The organism is Stappia albiluteola (assembly GCF_014050225.1).
In the GTDB taxonomy this organism is placed as follows: domain Bacteria; phylum Pseudomonadota; class Alphaproteobacteria; order Rhizobiales; family Stappiaceae; genus Hongsoonwoonella; species Hongsoonwoonella albiluteola.
Genome location: NZ_JACFXV010000064.1, coordinates 141,145 through 157,376 on the forward strand (window position 1 = coordinate 141,145; position 16,232 = coordinate 157,376).

General features: G+C 65.4%; 15 protein-coding genes. 5 read left to right on the top strand and 10 right to left on the bottom strand.

Going from position 1 to position 16,232, the window contains the following annotated elements; all coding sequences use genetic code 11:
* Positions 1–175 precede the first annotated feature (175 nt).
* Positions 176–1,348, bottom strand: coding sequence for a 4-hydroxybenzoate 3-monooxygenase (pobA, locus tag H2509_RS17185; protein ID WP_182167581.1), 1,173 nt, complete (start codon positions 1,346–1,348; stop codon positions 176–178).
* 107 nt (positions 1,349–1,455) lie between these two features.
* Between pobA and H2509_RS17190 the strand changes: the two genes are divergently transcribed.
* A complete protein-coding gene (locus H2509_RS17190; protein ID WP_182167583.1) occupies positions 1,456–2,334 on the top strand; it encodes a helix-turn-helix domain-containing protein in 879 nt (292 codons plus the stop codon).
* A 6-nt stretch (positions 2,335–2,340) separates the two neighbouring features.
* Here the strand turns inward: H2509_RS17190 and pap are convergent, their stop codons facing one another.
* Positions 2,341–3,810: a polyphosphate:AMP phosphotransferase gene (gene pap / locus H2509_RS17195; protein ID WP_182167585.1), complete on the bottom strand. Its 1,470-nt coding sequence runs from the start codon at positions 3,808–3,810 to the stop codon at positions 2,341–2,343.
* A gap of 214 nt (positions 3,811–4,024) precedes the next feature.
* Between pap and H2509_RS17200 the strand changes: the two genes are divergently transcribed.
* Complete coding sequence (locus tag H2509_RS17200) at positions 4,025–6,040, top strand: bifunctional DedA family/phosphatase PAP2 family protein (protein WP_182167587.1); 2,016 nt, start codon at positions 4,025–4,027, stop codon at positions 6,038–6,040.
* On the opposite strand, the gene hisA is transcribed toward H2509_RS17200, so the two are convergent.
* From hisA to hisB, 4 genes are read right to left on the bottom strand one after another with little or no spacing between them, the layout of a single operon-like run.
* Positions 6,006–6,755: a 1-(5-phosphoribosyl)-5-[(5-phosphoribosylamino)methylideneamino]imidazole-4-carboxamide isomerase gene (gene hisA, locus H2509_RS17205; protein WP_182167589.1), complete on the bottom strand. Its 750-nt coding sequence runs from the start codon at positions 6,753–6,755 to the stop codon at positions 6,006–6,008. The genes H2509_RS17200 and hisA overlap by 35 nt on opposite strands.
* Positions 6,756–6,793: 38 nt before the next feature.
* The gene (gene hisH, locus H2509_RS17210; RefSeq protein WP_182167591.1) at positions 6,794–7,444 is read right to left on the bottom strand and encodes an imidazole glycerol phosphate synthase subunit HisH; all 651 of its coding nucleotides are present in this window, start codon (positions 7,442–7,444) and stop codon (positions 6,794–6,796) included.
* 1 nt (position 7,445) lies between these two features.
* Complete coding sequence (locus tag H2509_RS17215) at positions 7,446–7,949, bottom strand: DUF2628 domain-containing protein (RefSeq protein WP_182167593.1); 504 nt, start codon at positions 7,947–7,949, stop codon at positions 7,446–7,448.
* 4 nt (positions 7,950–7,953) lie between these two features.
* Positions 7,954–8,547 carry an imidazoleglycerol-phosphate dehydratase HisB gene (gene hisB / locus H2509_RS17220; protein ID WP_182167595.1) on the bottom strand — a complete coding sequence of 198 codons (594 nt, stop codon included), beginning with the start codon at positions 8,545–8,547 and terminating at the stop codon, positions 7,954–7,956.
* 187 nt (positions 8,548–8,734) lie between these two features.
* Here hisB and pyrF point away from each other — a divergent pair, with 187 nt between their 5' ends.
* Positions 8,735–9,454, top strand: coding sequence for an orotidine-5'-phosphate decarboxylase (gene pyrF, locus H2509_RS17225; RefSeq protein WP_182167597.1), 720 nt, complete (start codon positions 8,735–8,737; stop codon positions 9,452–9,454).
* A 33-nt stretch (positions 9,455–9,487) separates the two neighbouring features.
* Here the strand turns inward: pyrF and H2509_RS17230 are convergent, their stop codons facing one another.
* From H2509_RS17230 to amaB, 4 genes are all read right to left on the bottom strand, one after another.
* Entirely contained in the window at positions 9,488–10,672 is a 1,185-nt protein-coding gene (locus tag H2509_RS17230; RefSeq protein WP_182167600.1) for a pyridoxal-phosphate-dependent aminotransferase family protein, read from the bottom strand.
* A gap of 69 nt (positions 10,673–10,741) precedes the next feature.
* Positions 10,742–11,923, bottom strand: coding sequence for an NAD(P)/FAD-dependent oxidoreductase (locus H2509_RS17235; RefSeq protein ID WP_182167602.1), 1,182 nt, complete (start codon positions 11,921–11,923; stop codon positions 10,742–10,744).
* 46 nt (positions 11,924–11,969) lie between these two features.
* The gene (locus tag H2509_RS17240) at positions 11,970–13,178 is read right to left on the bottom strand and encodes an acyl-CoA dehydrogenase (RefSeq protein ID WP_182167604.1); all 1,209 of its coding nucleotides are present in this window, start codon (positions 13,176–13,178) and stop codon (positions 11,970–11,972) included.
* A 14-nt stretch (positions 13,179–13,192) separates the two neighbouring features.
* The gene (gene amaB / locus H2509_RS17245) at positions 13,193–14,728 is read right to left on the bottom strand and encodes an L-piperidine-6-carboxylate dehydrogenase (RefSeq protein WP_182167606.1); all 1,536 of its coding nucleotides are present in this window, start codon (positions 14,726–14,728) and stop codon (positions 13,193–13,195) included.
* A 148-nt stretch (positions 14,729–14,876) separates the two neighbouring features.
* Between amaB and H2509_RS17250 the strand changes: the two genes are divergently transcribed.
* Positions 14,877–15,800, top strand: a complete 924-nt coding sequence (locus H2509_RS17250; protein ID WP_182167608.1) for a LysR substrate-binding domain-containing protein — start codon at positions 14,877–14,879, stop codon at positions 15,798–15,800.
* On the top strand, positions 15,797–16,222 hold the full coding sequence (locus H2509_RS17255; RefSeq protein ID WP_182167610.1) for a hypothetical protein: 426 nt from the start codon (positions 15,797–15,799) through the stop codon (positions 16,220–16,222). Before H2509_RS17250 ends, H2509_RS17255 begins: the two co-directional genes overlap by 4 nt.
* The last annotated feature ends 10 nt before the right edge of the window (positions 16,223–16,232 follow it).

Below are 16,232 nucleotides of genomic sequence, written 5' to 3' on the forward strand. Positions count from 1 at the left end.
TTTGTGCACAATTACACAAATAATGCCTTGCGATTGAATTGTCCAGAAGGTTCCCGATCTCCTGGCTCTGATAAAAGTATTTCCCCTACCGTATCAATGGCCAGCCACCTTAGATCTTAAATTCAGTCAGGAGATCTTGCGCTTTTGCTCAAATAACCTCCCGATTGAGCAGCCCCTAATACTCCAGTCCCACATAGTTCTCCGCCAGCGACGTCGTGGCGGCTCGCGAGGAAAACAGATAATCGAGCTCGGCGCGCTGGATGCGGTCGCCGAAAGCGCCTTTCTCGGGAAAGGCATGCAACAGGTTGGTCATTGCCCAGGAAAAGCGCTCCGCCTTCCAGACACGAGCCAGCGCCTTGCGGGAATAGTCCGTCAGCCCCTGCTGATCGCCCGCGCGGTAGTATCCGATCAGGCCGGCGGACAGATAGTGGATGTCGGATGCCGCGAGATTCAGGCCCTTGGCGCCGGTCGGCGGCACAATATGGGCCGCATCTCCCGCCAGAAACAGCCTGCCGTAGCGCATCGGCTCGGCGACGAAACTTCTGAGCGGGGCAATACTCTTTTCGATCGACGGGCCGGTGGTGAGGCCGGGCAGGGCGCTTTCGGGCAGCCGCAGGCGCAGTTCCTCCCAGAACCGGTCATCCGGCCATTCCTCCACCCGTTCCGCCAGCGAACATTGCAGGTAATAGCGGCTGCGCGTTTTTGAACGCATCGAGCAGAGCGCGAAGCCGCGCTCGTGATTGGCGTAGATGAGTTCGTCGGAAATCGGCGGCACGTCGGCCAGCAGGCCCAGCCAGCCGAAAGGATAGACCAGTTCGAACTCCCTCAGCACATCCTCGGGAATGGATTTCCGCGAGACGCCGTGAAAGCCGTCGCAGCCGGCAATGAACTCGCAGTCGATACGGTGGGTTTCCCCATCCTTCTCGTAGGTCACGAAGGGAGCATCGGATTTCACGTCGTGCAGGGCGACGTTTTCGGCTTCGTGGATGACGATACCGCCCATTGCGTCGCGGGCGGCATAGAGATCCTGCGTCACCTCCGTCTGGCCGTAGATCATCACGGTCTTGCCGCCGGTCAGGCCATCGAGATCGACATGATGCAACCGACCGTCATAGGCAATGTCGAAGCCATGGTGGACGAGGCCTTCACGGTCCATGCGTCCTGCCACCTGCGCCTCCCGCAGCAGGTCGACCATGCCCTGTTCCAGGACCCCGGCCCGGATGCGGCCAAGCACGTAGTCCCGGCTGCGCCTTTCCAGCACCACCGTCTCTATGCCCTTCAGATGCAGCAGCTGGGACAGTAGCAGGCCGGACGGCCCGCCCCCGATAATGGCGACCTGGGTGCGCATTCATCCTCCCGACGGACCGGGGCGTGCAAGACCGCCCTTCGTTTCCTCTATCGGCAGAATAGGCATCGGCCTTTACAACGGAATGGAGCTATCGGATCATTTCCTGGATGAATCGCGCATCCGTCACCGTTCCCGACTACGCGCTGTACGGCGAGCCGGCCGGCACCGGCTTTCCGGATGCGCTGCATGTCGAGGCGATCGCCGACAGAAGCGGACCAAGGCGTTGGCGCATCGCGGTCCATCGCCACCACGCCCTGCATCAGCTCTTCTGGATCTCTCGTGGAGGCGGCACTGTCTACTTGGATGAAACGAGCTTTCATATGGAAGCGCCGACGCTCCTCAACATGCCGGCCGGCATTGCGCACGGCTTCCGTTTCCTGCCCGCAACCGAGGGCGCGGTGATCACCGTTCCCGTCGATCTTTTCGAACCGCTGCGCGCGGAGGTCGACCCGGCCGACCGCCTTCGCCGTGTCGCGCTCGTCAATGACGTCGTCGAGCCGCCCGCGATGCTCGATGAGCTCTTTGCCGAACATCGCATGCAGCGCCCCTACCGCGTGGCGGCGCTCAAGGCCCATATCGGCTTGCTGGCGACATGGTGCGCGCGTCAGGTCATCGGTGGCAAAGGAGGCCTGGAAACCGGCGAGCCCGGCAGGAGCGCCGCACTTCTCGTCCGCTTCCGTGCCCTGGTCGAGGAGCGCTTCGCCTCGGAGCATCGCATCTCCGCCTTTGCCGACGCCCTCGGCGTCACCCTCTCCCATCTCACGCGGCTGTGCCGCAGCCGGTATGGGCGCTCGGCCGGCGCCATGCTGCGCGACCGGCAGATGCTCGAGGCACGCCGCCTGCTGGCCTATACGCAGATGGGCGTTGCCGACATCGCCTATCGGCTCGGCTTCTCTGATCCCGCCTATTTCTCTCGCGTCTTCGCCTCGGCAGCGGGCCGTTCTCCGAGCGCCTTCCGCCGGGGATTTACCGAAAGGCCCGGCTAAGCCCCCTCACAGCGCCGCCTTTAGCCGCTTGCAGATCGTCTTCAGCACATCGATGCGGGCGAAAAGCTTGTCCTGCGACGCGACGAGCCGCCACGGGGCGGCGGAAGTCGAGGTGCGGTCCACCATGTCGCCCGCGGCTTCCGCGTAGGCGTCCCATTTCAGCCGGTTGCGCCAGTCCTCGTCGGTGATCTTGTACTGCTTGTAGGCGGTTTCCTCGCGCGCCTTGAAACGGGCAAGCTGCTCATCCTCGCTGATCGCCAGCCAGAATTTCGCGACCACGATGCCGGCGTCCGTGAGTTCCTGCTCGAAGGCATTGATCTCGTTATAGGCGCGCATCCAGTCCGCTTCGCTGCAAAACCCCTCCACCCGCTCCACGAGAACCCGGCCGTACCAGGAGCGGTCGAAGATCGCGATATGGCCCCGTCGCGGGATGCGCCGCCAGAAGCGCCACAGATAGGGCCGCGCCTTTTCCTCGTCGCTGGGGGCTGCAATCGGATGGACGCGAAAGATGCGCGGATCGAGCGCGGCCGTCACCCGGCGGATCGCTCCGCCCTTGCCCGCGGCATCGTTGCCCTCGAAGGCGGCGACCAGCGACAGGTCGCGAAACCCTTTCTTGTCGGTGAGGGCGGCCAACTCGGCCTGCCAGTGATCGAGTTCCTCTTCGTATTCGTCCTTTTCGAGACGCACGGTCAAGTCGATCGCGTCGAGGGCCGTCTTGCGCCTGACACCGCCTATCACGGCAGGTGCGGATATCGAGTCCGGTTCGCCGCGTTCCAGCCTGAGCTTCATCGCCGCGCGAACCACATCCGCAAATGCGACATCGCGATACTCGGGATCGAGCGAGGGAATGACGTACCAGGGCGCCTCGGCGGTCGACGTACGCTGGGCCACCTGCTCCACCGTCTCGCGCGCGCCCTCGGCGTCCATCATCTGCGTCCACTCTTCCAGGATGTGGCGCACCCGGCGGCTTTTCTTGGCAAGCTGCTTCAGGCGCTTGCGCTGCTCGTCCCCCGGCAGCACGAACCAGAACTTGAGGATCAGCACGTTCTCGTTGAACAGCATCTCCTCGAACTGGTTGATGCGGAAAAGACGGTCCTCGAATTCCGCCTTCGAGCAGGCGCCCAGCACCCGCATGCGCATCGGTTCCTGGTACCAGGAACCGACGACGACGGAGATCTCGCCCTTTTCGGGCAGGTCGCGCCAATAACGCCAGAAGGGCGGGCGCAGCCGCTCGTCCTCCGTCGGATCGTCATAGGCGTTGCAGACGATGTGGCGCGGGTCCATCCATTCCTGCAGCCGGGCAATCGCCTTGTTCTTGCCGGCCCCGTCGACGCCCGCCACCACCAGGAGCACGGAAAAGGTCTTCTTCTCGGTCATCTCCTGCTGGAATTTCAGCAGCTCGGTGCGCAGTCCGGGCTCGATCGCCCTGAAATCCTCCTTCGACAGCTTCTGCTCGATTTCGGCGGACTGAAACATGGCGCATTTCCTCCGGGCGGGGCCGGCAATGCACCGTTCGAATGCCCGGTGCCACGTCCCCGCAAACAGTCTGACAAAGGCGGTGCGGCGCCTGCAAGCGCCATCTGACGCGGCATCCGGTGATTTCGGGATTGGCGAAGGCTTCCCGAGAACGTACATGTCTGCCAGTCGAGGTCCGCCAGGGCCCGCATAGTCGAGACACCAGCAAGGCCCCGTGACCGACCTACTCAACCAGCTCGTCACCTTCATCGGCGATAACCCGACGCTGGCCAATTTCGTGGTCTTCATGATCGCGATGGGCGAGGCGTTGTTCCTGATCGGCCTCGTGGTTCCGTCCACGGTGGTGCTGGTCGGCGCCGGCACGCTTGTCGGCCTCGGCAAGCTGGAGCCGATGCCGATTTTCGTCTGGACGATGCTCGGAGCCATCGCCGGCGACGCGATTTCCTACTGGATCGGCCACATCTACAAGGGGCAGCTGAAGACCGTCTGGCCCTTCAATCGCTATCTCAGCCTCGTGGAGCGCGGCGAGGACTTCTTCCTCCGGCACGGCGGCAAGAGCGTCTTCATCGGCCGTTTCGTACCGGGCGTGAAGGCCATGGTGGCCGGCATTGCCGGCATGGTCGGCATGAACGTCTGGCGCTTCACCTTCATCAACGTCACCTCGGCATTCTTCTGGACAGTCGCCCATCTCGGCCCAGGCTTCATCGCCGGCACGGCCTTTTCCGCCATCGGCGAGGTCTCGGGACGGCTTGCCGCCGTGCTCGGCGTGCTGGTCGCCATCCTCTTCCTGTCGGTCATCGTCGGGCGCTGGCTGATCCTGATCGTCATCCCGCTGTTTTCCGGAAGCCGGGCGGCGCTGGTCACCTATCTCGCGCGTCGCCCCGACCGGGCCTCGCAATGGGCGGCGGAAGCCTTCAATCCCGATCACCCGCGCTCCACCGGCATGCTGGTCTCCGCCTTCCTGCTGCTGGTGACCATCCCGGCTTTCGGCGCGATTGCCGCCGCGATCACGCCGGGCAACGCGCTGGAGCGTGCCGATACCGCGATCCGCAACCTGTTCCTTACCCTGCGCTCGCCGCTCGGCGACCAGATCATGGTCTTCCTCACCATGCTGGGCGACGGGGTGGTGATCACCATCGTCGCCGCGGCCATCGTCGGCTATCTCTTCCTGCGCGGGGCATGGCGGCGCGGCGTCGGCTTCCTGATCGCCATGGCGGGCGCCGCCCTTTTCGTGCCGCTGTTCAAGCTCGTCTTCCACCGCTCGCGGCCTATCGAGCTCTACGAAGGCGCCGACGCCTTCAGCTTCCCGAGCGGGCATGCGACCATCAACACGGTGCTGATCGGCATCGCGGCGGTGCTGGTCGCCCACGACCGCTCGCCGCTCACCAAGGCCGGGATCTTTTCCGTCGGCATCGTCTACATTCTCGCCATTGCCTTCTCGCGTATCTATCTCGGAGCGCACTGGACCTCGGACGTCATCGGCGGCCTGATTTTCGGTACGGCCATGGTCTCTGCCTTCGCCTTCATCTTCGGCTCGATCCACAACGAGAAGATCGGCCGCTGGTGGCTGGCGGCGATCGTCTGCTGCACCATCGCGCTTGCAGGGAGCTTCCACATCAGGCGCGGTTTCGACGCAGCAGAGGCCAATTATGCACCACACCTGCCGCAGGCGATCGCCATGACGCCGGCGAATTGGCGCGACAGCGGCTGGCAGAACGTCCCCGCACGCCGCATCGAGCTCGACGGAGAAACGGAAGAGCCTCTCGTGCTGCAATGGGCCGGCGATCTGGGCACGCTGGAAACCTCGATGGCGCCGCTCGGCTTCGAAAGGGCGCCGAGCTGGTCGCTAGCCACCCTCACCGGATTTCTCGTCGGCCAGACACCGGCCGAGGATCTGCCGACCCTGCCGCGCACCCATAACGGCCGCGCTCCGTCGCTCGTTCTCATACGAGAGGACAAGGGCGACAATCCGAAGCGCGGCGGGCGCTGGGTGCTGCGCGTCTGGCCCACGGCCTATCGGCTGGATGGAAACGGCTACGCGATTCCGCTTTATGCAGGTTCCCTCGTCCACGAACGCGTCAGCTATCCCCTGAACGAGCTTTCTACGGTGCGTACCGACCAGGATCTGCCGGCGCCGAGGGAAAATCCGCTGCTCGGGCTGGACGACGCGCAGGTAAAGGCGCGCGACGGTGGCCTTACCGTTGTGCTGGCCGGCGCTCCGCGGCCTTGATGGCGGCGATCGCTTCGGCCGGATTCAGCCGCCCGTCATAGAGCGCCCGCCCGGAGATGGCGCCTTCCAGGATCGCGCAATCGGGTTCAAGCATCCGTTCCACGTCGGCCATGGAGGCAAGCCCGCCGGACGCGATCACAGGTATGGTGACGGCGCGCGCCAGCTCCAGCGTCGCCTCCCAGTTGATCCCCTTCAGCACGCCGTCGCGGTCGATGTCGGTGTAGATGATCGCGGCAACGCCTGCATCCTCGAAGCGCTTCGCGAGGTCGACGGCCGTCAGCTCGGAGGTCTCCGCCCAGCCTTCCACCGCCACCTTGCCGCCGCGCGCGTCGATGCCGACGGCAACCCGCCCCTCGAATGTCCGGCAGGCTTCGCGCACCAGATCCGGATCGCGCACCGCCACCGTGCCGAGGATCACGCGGCTGAGGCCGCGCGAAAGCCACGCCTCGATATGGGCGAGCGTGCGGATGCCGCCGCCAAGCTGCACCGGATTCCTCGTCGCCTTCAGGATCGCTTCCACGGCGGCGCCGTTGCGGCTTTCACCGGCAAAGGCACCGTCGAGATCGACCACATGCAGCCATTCGAAGCCCTGGTTCTCGAAAGCGCGCGCCTGGGCTGCGGGATCGTCGTTGAAGACCGTCGCCTGGTTCATGTCGCCCAGCTTCAGGCGCACGCACTGCCCGTCTTTCAGGTCGATGGCGGGAAAAAGGATCATGGATGCTGCTTTCTGGCGGCTGTGCCCAAGATGTGGACCTAGGGCGCCCAGCTAAGGAAATTGGAGATGAGCTTCAGGCCCAGCCGCTGGCTCTTTTCCGGGTGGAACTGGGTACCGGCCATGTTGTCGCGGCCGACCATGGCGGTGATCGCGCCGCCATAGTCGGTCGTTGCAATCACCTGCCCGAGATTTGCCGCGGCGAGGTGATAGGAATGCACGAAATAGGCGTGCAATCCCTGCGGACCCGTCTCAATGCCGGCAAGTAGCGGATGCGGCTGTTTCACGTCGATCGTGTTCCAACCCATGTGCGGGATCTTCAGGGTAGCATCGGACGGCCTGATCTCGACCACGTCGCCGGCGATCCAGCCGAGCCCTTCCGACGTTTCGAACTCCAGACCGCGGCTTGCCATCAACTGCATGCCGACGCAGATGCCGAGAAACGGACGGCCCTTGCCGATCACCGCCTCGTTGAGAGCATCGATCATGCCGTCGACGGCGGCAAGGCCGCGCTTGCAGTCGGCGAAGGCGCCGACTCCGGGAAGCACGATCCGTTCTGCGCGGGCGACAGTGTCGGCATCGCTCGTCACGCGGATGTCGGGCGCCAATCCATGCTCGCGCGCCGCCCGCTCGAAGGCCTTGGCGGCGGAGTGCAGGTTGCCCGAGCCGTAATCGATGATCGCAACGCTCATCTCATGCTCCCTCGCGGCCGAGTGTCAGGCCGACCACGCTTTCCGTTCCGATCCGCGGCACCGGGCCGCCAGGGCGTGTCTGTCCCGGCTGGGGGGCAGGCGGGCTGCCCTTGGCGGGCAGCGAAGCGGCATGGGCGCTGAAGAACCGGGCCTCGGCCTCGTCCTTGTCGGCGCCCGCTATGGCAGCGGCGAAGGTCCAGCCGCGCTTCTCCAGCGTCCAGCGGCGCAGGTTGTTGGCTTCCAGCGCAAAGAGGAAGGAGAAGGCCAGGCCGGAAATCGCCGCCCACGGGCCGCCAAGCGTCATGGTGATCGCCTCCAGCGCCACCGCCGCTGCCAGATAGCCGAGCAGCACCAGCCACAGCCGGTGCCACAGCAGCCAGATGATCGGCAGCAACAGCGCCGGCCAGGAAAAGCCGTCCTTGATGAACACCGTCCGGTCGGCGTCCCTGATCGACAGCCGGGAGGGATTGGCCTCCGGCGGGATCAGCGCGGCAAAGATTGTCATCGCCTCACCCTCCGAGTTGACCCTTTGTCGAAGGGATGCGGCCCGCCTGGCGCGGGTCCGGCTCGATCGCCGTGCGCAGGCTGCGCGCCACCGCCTTGAAGCAGGTCTCGGCGATATGATGGCTGTTCGAGCCGTAGAGATTGGCGACATGCAGCGTTATGCCGGCATTCATGGCGAATGCGCGGAAGAACTCTTCGAAGAGCTCCGTGTCGAAATCGCCCACCTTGTCGCGCGGAAACTCGACCTGCCAGACCAGGAACGGCCGGCCGGAAATGTCGACCGCCGCACGCGTCAGCGCTTCGTCCATGGCCAGGTGGCAGTCGGCATAACGGGTCACGCCGGTCATGTCGCCGAGCGCGGTCTTCAGCGCCTGGCCGAGCGCGATGCCCACGTCCTCGGCCGTGTGGTGAAAATCGATATGCGTGTCGCCCTTGGCGCGGATCGTCATGTCGATCAGCGAATGGCGGGACAATTGCTCCAGCATATGGTCGAGAAAACCGATCCCGGTCGAGATATCGAAGCCGCCGCTGCCGTCGAGAGAGACGGTGACGGAGACATCGGTTTCCTTGGTCTTGCGCGTGATCGTCGCAGAGCGCATTGCCCATCCTCGCAGAGTCGTCTATCCGCATCGTACCATTGCCGAGCGCGAGGCGTTGTAACAGGCTGCCCCACGCAATGAAATAGCTGCAATGAAATAGTCGATACGGGACGTTGCCGGGCCGGATCCATCCTGGTCCCGGGATCCGGCCCGCGCCACCACGACCAGACCGGGGAGACCGTCGCCGATGCCCACCTCCTTCAAGCCGCAGACCGCCAGGGATCGCCTGATCGTCGGCCTCGACGTGCCAACCGTGGAGGAGGCGCGCGCCATCGTCGCCGAAACCCGGGATACGGTCGGCGTCTACAAGATCGGCATGCAGCTGCAATTCGCCGGCGGACTTTCCTTTGCCGAGGAGCTGGCGCGGCAGGGCCACAAGATCTTCCTGGACGTGAAGTTGCTCGATATCGACAACACGATCGCCAGCGCCGTCGCCAATATCGCGAAGATGGGCATGACCTTCGTCACCATCCACGCTTATCCGAAGGCAATGCGGGCGGCCGTCGGCGCGCTGCGGGAGGCGGCTACGCCGCTCTGCCTGCTCGGCGTGACCGTGCTGACCTCCATGGACCAGGGCGACATCGAGGCCGCCGGTTACACGGGTTCCCTGGAGGATCTGGTGCGGGCGCGGGCGCTCGACGCGCGCGCGGCCGGCATGGGCGGCATTGTCGCCTCGCCGCACGAGGCGACAAGCCTTCGCCCGCTGCTTGGCGGCGAAATGGCGCTGGTGACGCCGGGCGTGCGGCCTGCCGGCGAGGCGGCGGGCGACCAGAAGCGCGTCATGACGCCGGCGGAGGCGATCAGGGCCGGGGCCGACTATATCGTCGTCGCCCGTCCTGTGGTGAAGGCACCCGATCCCCGCGCTGCCGCCGAGCGCATCGTCGCGGAGATCGCCTCTGCGCTCTGAGCAGGCCCCAAATCCGGGGCGCGGGCGGCCAGCTTAGCGCGACAGGGCCGCAGTGAGATAGTCCGTCGCGGCCTGCACGCCGCCCTTGCCGTGCTTCACGCCGAGCACGGACAGGCCCATTTCGATGGCGCCCAGCGCCCCGATCACCATCGGTGCGTTGACGTGGCCCATATGGCCGATGCGGATGCCGCTGCCGCCGATCTCGCCGATCGTGCCGCCGATCGTCACGCCGCAGGTCTTCTCACAGAAGGACTTCAGCACCTTTGCGTCGATACCAGGTGTCAGTGCCACGGTGACCGAATTCGAGCGCTCCTCGTCCTTCAACACGTTGAATTCCAGCGCGCCGCCCTCCGCCCAGCGGGCGACCGCCGCCCGGGTGGCCCCGGCCAGCAGCCGATGCCGCAGATGGGCGGCCTCAAGCCCTTCCTCGAAAAGCATGTCGAGCGCCTGTCGGAATGCGTAGAGCAGGTGCTCCGGCGGCGTGCCGCAATATTTCTGATAGTGCTCCGACCCCTGGCGGAAGGTCCAGTCCCAGTAGAGCGTCTTCAGGTTCGCCGTTTGATGCGCGGCCAGCGCCCGTTCGTTCGCCGCGACGAAGGCGAGGCCCGGCGGCGTCATCAGCCCCTTCTGTGCGCCGGTCAACGCCACGTCGACGCCCCAGGCGTCCATCTCGAAGGGCATGCAGCCGAGCGAGGCGATCGTATCAGCCATGAAGAGCGCGGGATGGCCGGTCGCCCTGATCGCCTGACCCAGCGCCTCGACGTCATTGGCAACGCCAGACGCGGTGTCGACCTGCACGGTCATCACCGCCTTGATCTCATGCGCCCGGTCAGCCGCCAGACGCGACTGCAGCGCTTGCGGATCGACCGCCTGCCGCCAGCTGCCGGGCAGGATCTCCACCTCGAGGCCGATCTTCTTCGCCATCTCGCCCCAGGCTCGGGCGAACAGGCCGCAATCGAGCACCAGCACCTTGTCGCCGCGCGACAGCGTGTTGGTAAGCGCCGCCTCCCAGCCACCATGGCCGTTGGAGGCATAAATGAAGGTCTCGCCGGTTGTGCGGAAAACCTTCTTCAGGTCGGCAAGGCAGCTTGCCGTGATGTCGAGCAGCGGCCCGTCATAGATATCGACCGCCGGCCGGTGCATGGCGCGCAGCACCTCGTCGGGCACGTTGGTCGGGCCGGGGATCATCAGGAAGGCATGGCCTTTGGCGAGCGTCATGATCTGTCTCTGCGAAGTTTCGAAAGCGGCGGGGAGTGTGTGACCTGGCGGAGCCGACCGCAAGTCACATCACACGACGTTGCGCTCGACCATCGCCCGACCCTCGGCAATCCGTGAGAAGGATAGCGCCGAAAGGTCCAGCGTCGTGTAGCGTCCATGCGCGATCAGTTCGGCGATGCCTCGGCCGACCGCCGGAGACTGCTGCAAGCCGTGGCCGGAAAAGCCGCAGCAAAGCAGGAAGCCCGGCACGCCCTCCACGCCGCCCAAAAGAGCGTTGTGGTCGAAGAGATTCATATCGTAGTGGCCTGCCCAGGCAGCACCCGGCTTGATCGCCTCGAAGGCGGGAATGCGTCCGGCCAGCACCGGCCAGACCATCTCGAGGAAGAAATCGTGCTCGACCTCGAAATCCTCCGCGTCCGGATCGCGTTCGGCATCGGGCGCGGAACCGCACAGGAAGCCCTTGCCCTCCGGGCGGACATAGGCGCCGGTCGGATCGATCAGCAGCGGGCAGCCGTCGACCCTTTCCCGGCAATCGAAGGTGAAGATCATCCGCTTCCTCGACCGGACGGGGATCTCGACGCCAAGACTTGCGGCCAGCCGCGTGGCGCCACTGGCGCCGGCGGCGTCGACGAGGGTGCCGCAGGAGATTTTCGAGCCATCGGCGAGCGTCAGCAGGAAGCCCTCGCCCGCCCTCTCGGCCTTCGCCACCTCGCCGGCGAGATAGGGCACGCCGAGCGATCGCGCCTTGCGGCGAAAGGCCTGCATCAGCCCGTAGCCGTCGAACCAGCCTTCGCCCGTGCGCCCGAAGCAGCCGGCGGCGATATCCTCGACATTGAGCCAGGGAAACCGTTCCTTGAGCTCCTTCGGCTCCAGGAACAGGATATCGGCGCCCATCCGCGTCTGCAGCGCGTGGTTTTCCTCCAGGATCGACCGCCTGTCGGGCGTGGCGAGAAAGAGATAGCCGCCTTCGTGCAGGTCGATCGCCGGCCGCTCGTCACCGACGGCGAGCCTCGCACCGATCTCGCGGAGGAACTCGATGCCGTAGAGCGAGATGGCGATATTTGTCGGGTCGCTAAACTGCTGGCGGATGGAGGCCGCCGAGAGCGCCGAGGCGCAGCGCTGGTAGGATGGGTCCTTCTCGATCACCAGCACGGAACCCGTGAAATCCTCCGCCATGGCAAGGTGGCAGGCGATGGACGAGCCCATCACCGCGCCGCCGACGATCGCCACATCCACCGTTTCGATGCTCATCGCGCTCTCTTTGCAGGCCTCACGGGAAGGTCGTCAGACGTTTCAATCAGAAAAACGCCTGCAGGCCGGTCTGCGCCCGGCCGAGGATCAGCGCATGGATGTCGTGCGTGCCCTCGTAGGTGTTGACCGTCTCCAGGTTCTGCGCGTGGCGCATGACGTGATATTCTTCCTGGATGCCGTTGCCGCCATGCATGTCGCGCGCCTGCCGCGCGATATCGAGCGCCTTGCCGCAATTGTTGCGCTTGACGATCGAGATCATCTCCGGCGCGGCCCTGCCCTCGTCGAGCAGACGCCCGACACGAAGCGAAGCCTGCAGGCCGAGCGTGATCTCAGTCTGCATGTCAGCAAGCTTCTTCTGGAAAAGCTGGGTCTGGGCCAGCGGGCGACCGAACTGCTTGCGCTCCAGACCGTAGTTGCGGGCACGGTGCCAGCAATCCTCGGCCGCGCCCAGCGCGCCCCAGGAAATGCCGTAGCGTGCCCGGTTGAGGCAGCCGAACGGGCCCTTTAGTCCGGCGACGTTGGGAAGCAGCGCGTCCTCGCCCACTTCCACATTGTCCATCACGATCTCGCCCGTCACTGACGCGCGAAGGGAGAGCTTGCCGCCGATCTTCGGCGCCGACAGGCCCTTCATGCCCTTTTCCAGCACGAAGCCTCGGATCGCCCCGTCATGGGCCTCCGACTTCGCCCAGACGACGAAGACATCGGCGATCGGCGCGTTCGAGATCCACATCTTGGCGCCCTTGAGGCGGTAGCCGCCGTCGATCTTTTCCGCGCGGGTGCGCATGCCGGCCGGGTCGGAGCCGGCATCGGGCTCCGTCAGGCCGAAACAGCCGACATGTTCGCCGGAGGCAAGCTTCGGCAGGTACTTGCGCCGCTGCTCCTCCGAGCCGTAGGCATAGATCGGGAACATCACCAGCGAAGACTGCACCGAATTCATCGAGCGGTAGCCGGAATCGACGCGCTCGATCTCGCGCGCCACGAGGCCGTAGGACACGTAGGAGGCACCCGCGCAGCCATAATCCTCCGGCATGGTGACGCCAAGCAGGCCAAGCTCGCCCATCTCGTTGAAGATCTCGCGATCGGTCTTTTCATGGGCATAGGCTTCCAGGATGCGCGGTTGCAGCTTTTCCTGCGCATAGGCGCGCGCCGTCTCCATGATGAGAATCTCGTCCTCGTTCAGCTGCTCGCGCAGCAGGAACGGGTCTTCCCAGGCAAAGCTTCCGCCGCCGGTCGGATCGACATGGGTCTTGCTCATGATGCTCTTCCTCCTCAGGCGACGTCGAACTTGACGCCCTGCGCCAGCGGCAGCGCGCCGGAATAGTTGATGGTGTTGGTGGCGCGGCGCATATAGGCCTTCCAGGCATCGGACCCCGCCTCGCGGCCGCCGCCCGTCTCCTTCTCGCCGCCGAATGCGCCGCCGATTTCCGCGCCCGACGGGCCGATATTGACATTGGCGATACCGCAGTCGGACCCGGCAACGGAGAGGAACGTTTCCGCCTCGCCCAGATCGTTGGTGAAGATGGAGGACGACAGGCCCGCGCCGACGTCATTCTGCAGCGCAATCGCTTCCGAAAGCTCGTTGTAACGCATCACGTAGAGGATCGGCGCGAAGGTCTCTTCCGACACCGGGCCGCACTGGGCCGGCATCTCGACCAGCGCCGGATGGACGTAATAGGCCTCATCGCGGCCCGGCACCGTGAAGCGGTTGCCGCCGGTCACCTTGCCGCCCTCGGCGATTGCCGCTTCCAGCGCCCGCTGCATGTTGTCGAAGGCTGCCTTGTCGATCAGCGGACCAACCAGCGTGCCGTCCTCCAGCGGATTGCCGACCTTTACCGACTGATAGGCGGCCTTCAGGCGCGGCAGCAGCGCATCGTAGACGCTGTCATGCACGAAGAGACGGCGCAATGTCGTGCAGCGCTGGCCGGCCGTGCCGATCGCCGCGAAAGCGACGCCGCGCAAGGTGAGGTCCAGGTTGGCCGAGGGGCAGACGATCGCGGCGTTGTTGCCGCCAAGCTCCAGGATCGCCCGGGCGAAGCGCTTGGCAAGGCGCGGCCCGACGGCGCGGCCCATGCGGGTGGAGCCGGTGGCGGAAACCACCGGCACGCGCGGATCGTCGACCAGCACCTCGCCAAGCTCGCGTCCGCCCTGCAGCACCATCAGGAGATCCGCCGGCGCGTCCTTGCCGAAACGCTCCGCCGCACGACGATAGAGCGCCTCGACGCCCAGCGCGGTCAGCGGCGTCTTTTCCGAGGGCTTCCACACCACGCTGTCGCCGCAGACGAGGGCAATGGCCGCGTTCCAGGAAAACACCGCGACGGGGAAATTGAAGGCGGAGATGACGCCGCAGACGCCGAGCGGATGCCACGTCTCCATCATCCGGTGGCCGGGACGCTCCGAAGCGATGGTTAGGCCATAGAGCTGGCGCGACAGGCCGACGGCGAAATCGCAGATGTCGATCATTTCCTGCACTTCGCCGAGGCCCTCGGAGGTGATCTTGCCGGCCTCGATGGAAACGAGGCGGCCGAGATCGTCCTTGTGCGCCCGCAGCTCCTCGCCGAAGAGGCGCACCAGTTCGCCACGGCGGGGCGCCGGCAGGCTGCGCCACTGCTGGAATGCAGCCTGCGCGCGGCCGATCATGTCCGCGGCATCGGCGGCACTTGCCTCGACGACCTCAGCCAGCATCTCGCCGGTGATCGGCGAGCGGGCGGCAAGCGTGCCGTTCTGGTAGCGCTTTTTCTCGACGCCGAGCCGGGCAAGGATCTGGTCGGTCTCGCCGATCAGGCTCGGAATGGTCGGCTGGCTCATGGCGTTTCTCCTGAGACGTTCCTGCGTCAGATGGTCCGGCATGGGCGGGCATCTGGCCGGTTGATTTTTCCGCCGCGGAGTGTCCCCGCTGGCGATGGTCGGGCAAAGTGATATGTTCTCTTGAGATCATGAACGAATGGAATAAAACTTGCGACGCGGTTTCGTCCCCCACGCTGACAATCTGCTGGCCTTCGAATGCGCCGCCCGCCACGGCAGCTTCACCCGCGCGGCGGAAGAGCTTCACCTGACACAAGGCGCCGTTTCCAAGCAGGTTCGCCAACTCGAGGAGCGCCTCGGCGTCGAGCTTTTCAAACGGGTGCGCCAGCGCATCGTGCTGACCGACGCCGGCAGGCTCTACCTGCACGACGTACGCGAGGCGATCGAGCACCTGACCGACGCCACCCGCCAGGTCATGTCCTTCGGCGGCAGTGCGGACGTGCTGAACCTCGCCACATTGCCGACATTCGGCACGAAGTGGCTAGCGCCGCGCCTTGCATCCTTCCACCGCCGTTATCCGCAGGCAAGCTTCAACCTTGCGGTGCGCCTCAGGCCCTTCGATTTTGCCCGGGAACCCTTCGACGCGGCGATCCACTATGGCGAGCCGGTCTGGGCGGGCGGCATCTGCGAGCCGCTCTTCGCCGAGGAGGTGATCGCCGTGGCGACGCCGGCCTATCGCGACCATCATGGACTGCGCATGCCAGCCGACCTGAACGGGGTCGTCCGGCTGCACCAGTCGACGCGGCCACTCGCCTGGAAGCAATGGTTCGAGGCTGCCGGCGTCGACAGCAACACCGCCTTCCAGGGCCCGCGTTTCGAACAGTTCGGAATGATCTCGCAGGCAGCCGCCAACAATCTCGGCGTGGCGCTGGTGCCGCGCTTCTTCGTTGCCGAGGAGCTGGCGAGCGGCCGGCTGGTGCAGCTCTTCGACACTTCCCTCAGCCTGCCTTCGGCCTATCATTTCGTATATCCGGAAAACCGGACCATCCGCCCCGTGGTCGCCGCCTTTCGCGACTGGCTGGCCGAGGAGGCCGGAAATGGCGGGGCAACAGGAAGAAGCGCGAGGCAGCCATGAATTGCCGCCATGCCCGGGACACCCTGATTGCGTCGGCGCTGGCGTTCGGCTTCTGCGCCCTGGTTCCGGCTACGGCCCCTGCCGCAAGCTGCGGCTGCCGCTGTGTCGGGTCCGTGGCACAGCCCTATTGCGATAAGCCGGGACTTTCCGCACCGACCTGCCCTCCGGAAGCCTGCCTGACGGTGGCGCAGGAGCCGCCGCGAAACGTCATCACACCCCCACCACCGCCGAAGCGGCCGGATCCGCTGGTGAGACCGGATCCGCTCTATCGGGAAGACACGTTCAATCCGCGCCGGCCGCCGCGCAATCCCGTGAAGGAGCGCCTCGACAAGCTGAACCGGCAGAACAAGACGGATTGCACGCTGGCGCCGGTCCGCAATCCGGCGACAGGCCGCTACGAATACAGGCGGCGCTGCAATTGAAGATATGACA

What these genes read in the sequence shown, in the direction of transcription:
- hisB (WP_182167595.1), bottom strand. Translation starts at nt 8,547, where the DNA reads ATGCGCTCTGCGACGATCACGCGCAAGACCAAGGAAACCGATGTCTCC.
- hisA (WP_182167589.1), bottom strand. Translation starts at nt 6,755, where the DNA reads ATGATCCTTTTTCCCGCCATCGACCTGAAAGACGGGCAGTGCGTGCGC.
- H2509_RS17235 (WP_182167602.1), bottom strand. Translation starts at nt 11,923, where the DNA reads ATGAGCATCGAAACGGTGGATGTGGCGATCGTCGGCGGCGCGGTGATG.
- pap (WP_182167585.1), bottom strand. Translation starts at nt 3,810, where the DNA reads ATGTTTCAGTCCGCCGAAATCGAGCAGAAGCTGTCGAAGGAGGATTTC.
- hisH (WP_182167591.1), bottom strand. Translation starts at nt 7,444, where the DNA reads ATGAGCGTTGCGATCATCGATTACGGCTCGGGCAACCTGCACTCCGCC.
- H2509_RS17255 (WP_182167610.1), top strand. Translation starts at nt 15,797, where the DNA reads ATGAATTGCCGCCATGCCCGGGACACCCTGATTGCGTCGGCGCTGGCG.
- H2509_RS17240 (WP_182167604.1), bottom strand. Translation starts at nt 13,178, where the DNA reads ATGAGCAAGACCCATGTCGATCCGACCGGCGGCGGAAGCTTTGCCTGG.
- amaB (WP_182167606.1), bottom strand. Translation starts at nt 14,728, where the DNA reads ATGAGCCAGCCGACCATTCCGAGCCTGATCGGCGAGACCGACCAGATC.
- pyrF (WP_182167597.1), top strand. Translation starts at nt 8,735, where the DNA reads ATGCCCACCTCCTTCAAGCCGCAGACCGCCAGGGATCGCCTGATCGTC.
- H2509_RS17190 (WP_182167583.1), top strand. Translation starts at nt 1,456, where the DNA reads ATGAATCGCGCATCCGTCACCGTTCCCGACTACGCGCTGTACGGCGAG.
- H2509_RS17230 (WP_182167600.1), bottom strand. Translation starts at nt 10,672, where the DNA reads ATGACGCTCGCCAAAGGCCATGCCTTCCTGATGATCCCCGGCCCGACC.
- pobA (WP_182167581.1), bottom strand. Translation starts at nt 1,348, where the DNA reads ATGCGCACCCAGGTCGCCATTATCGGGGGCGGGCCGTCCGGCCTGCTA.
- H2509_RS17215 (WP_182167593.1), bottom strand. Translation starts at nt 7,949, where the DNA reads ATGACAATCTTTGCCGCGCTGATCCCGCCGGAGGCCAATCCCTCCCGG.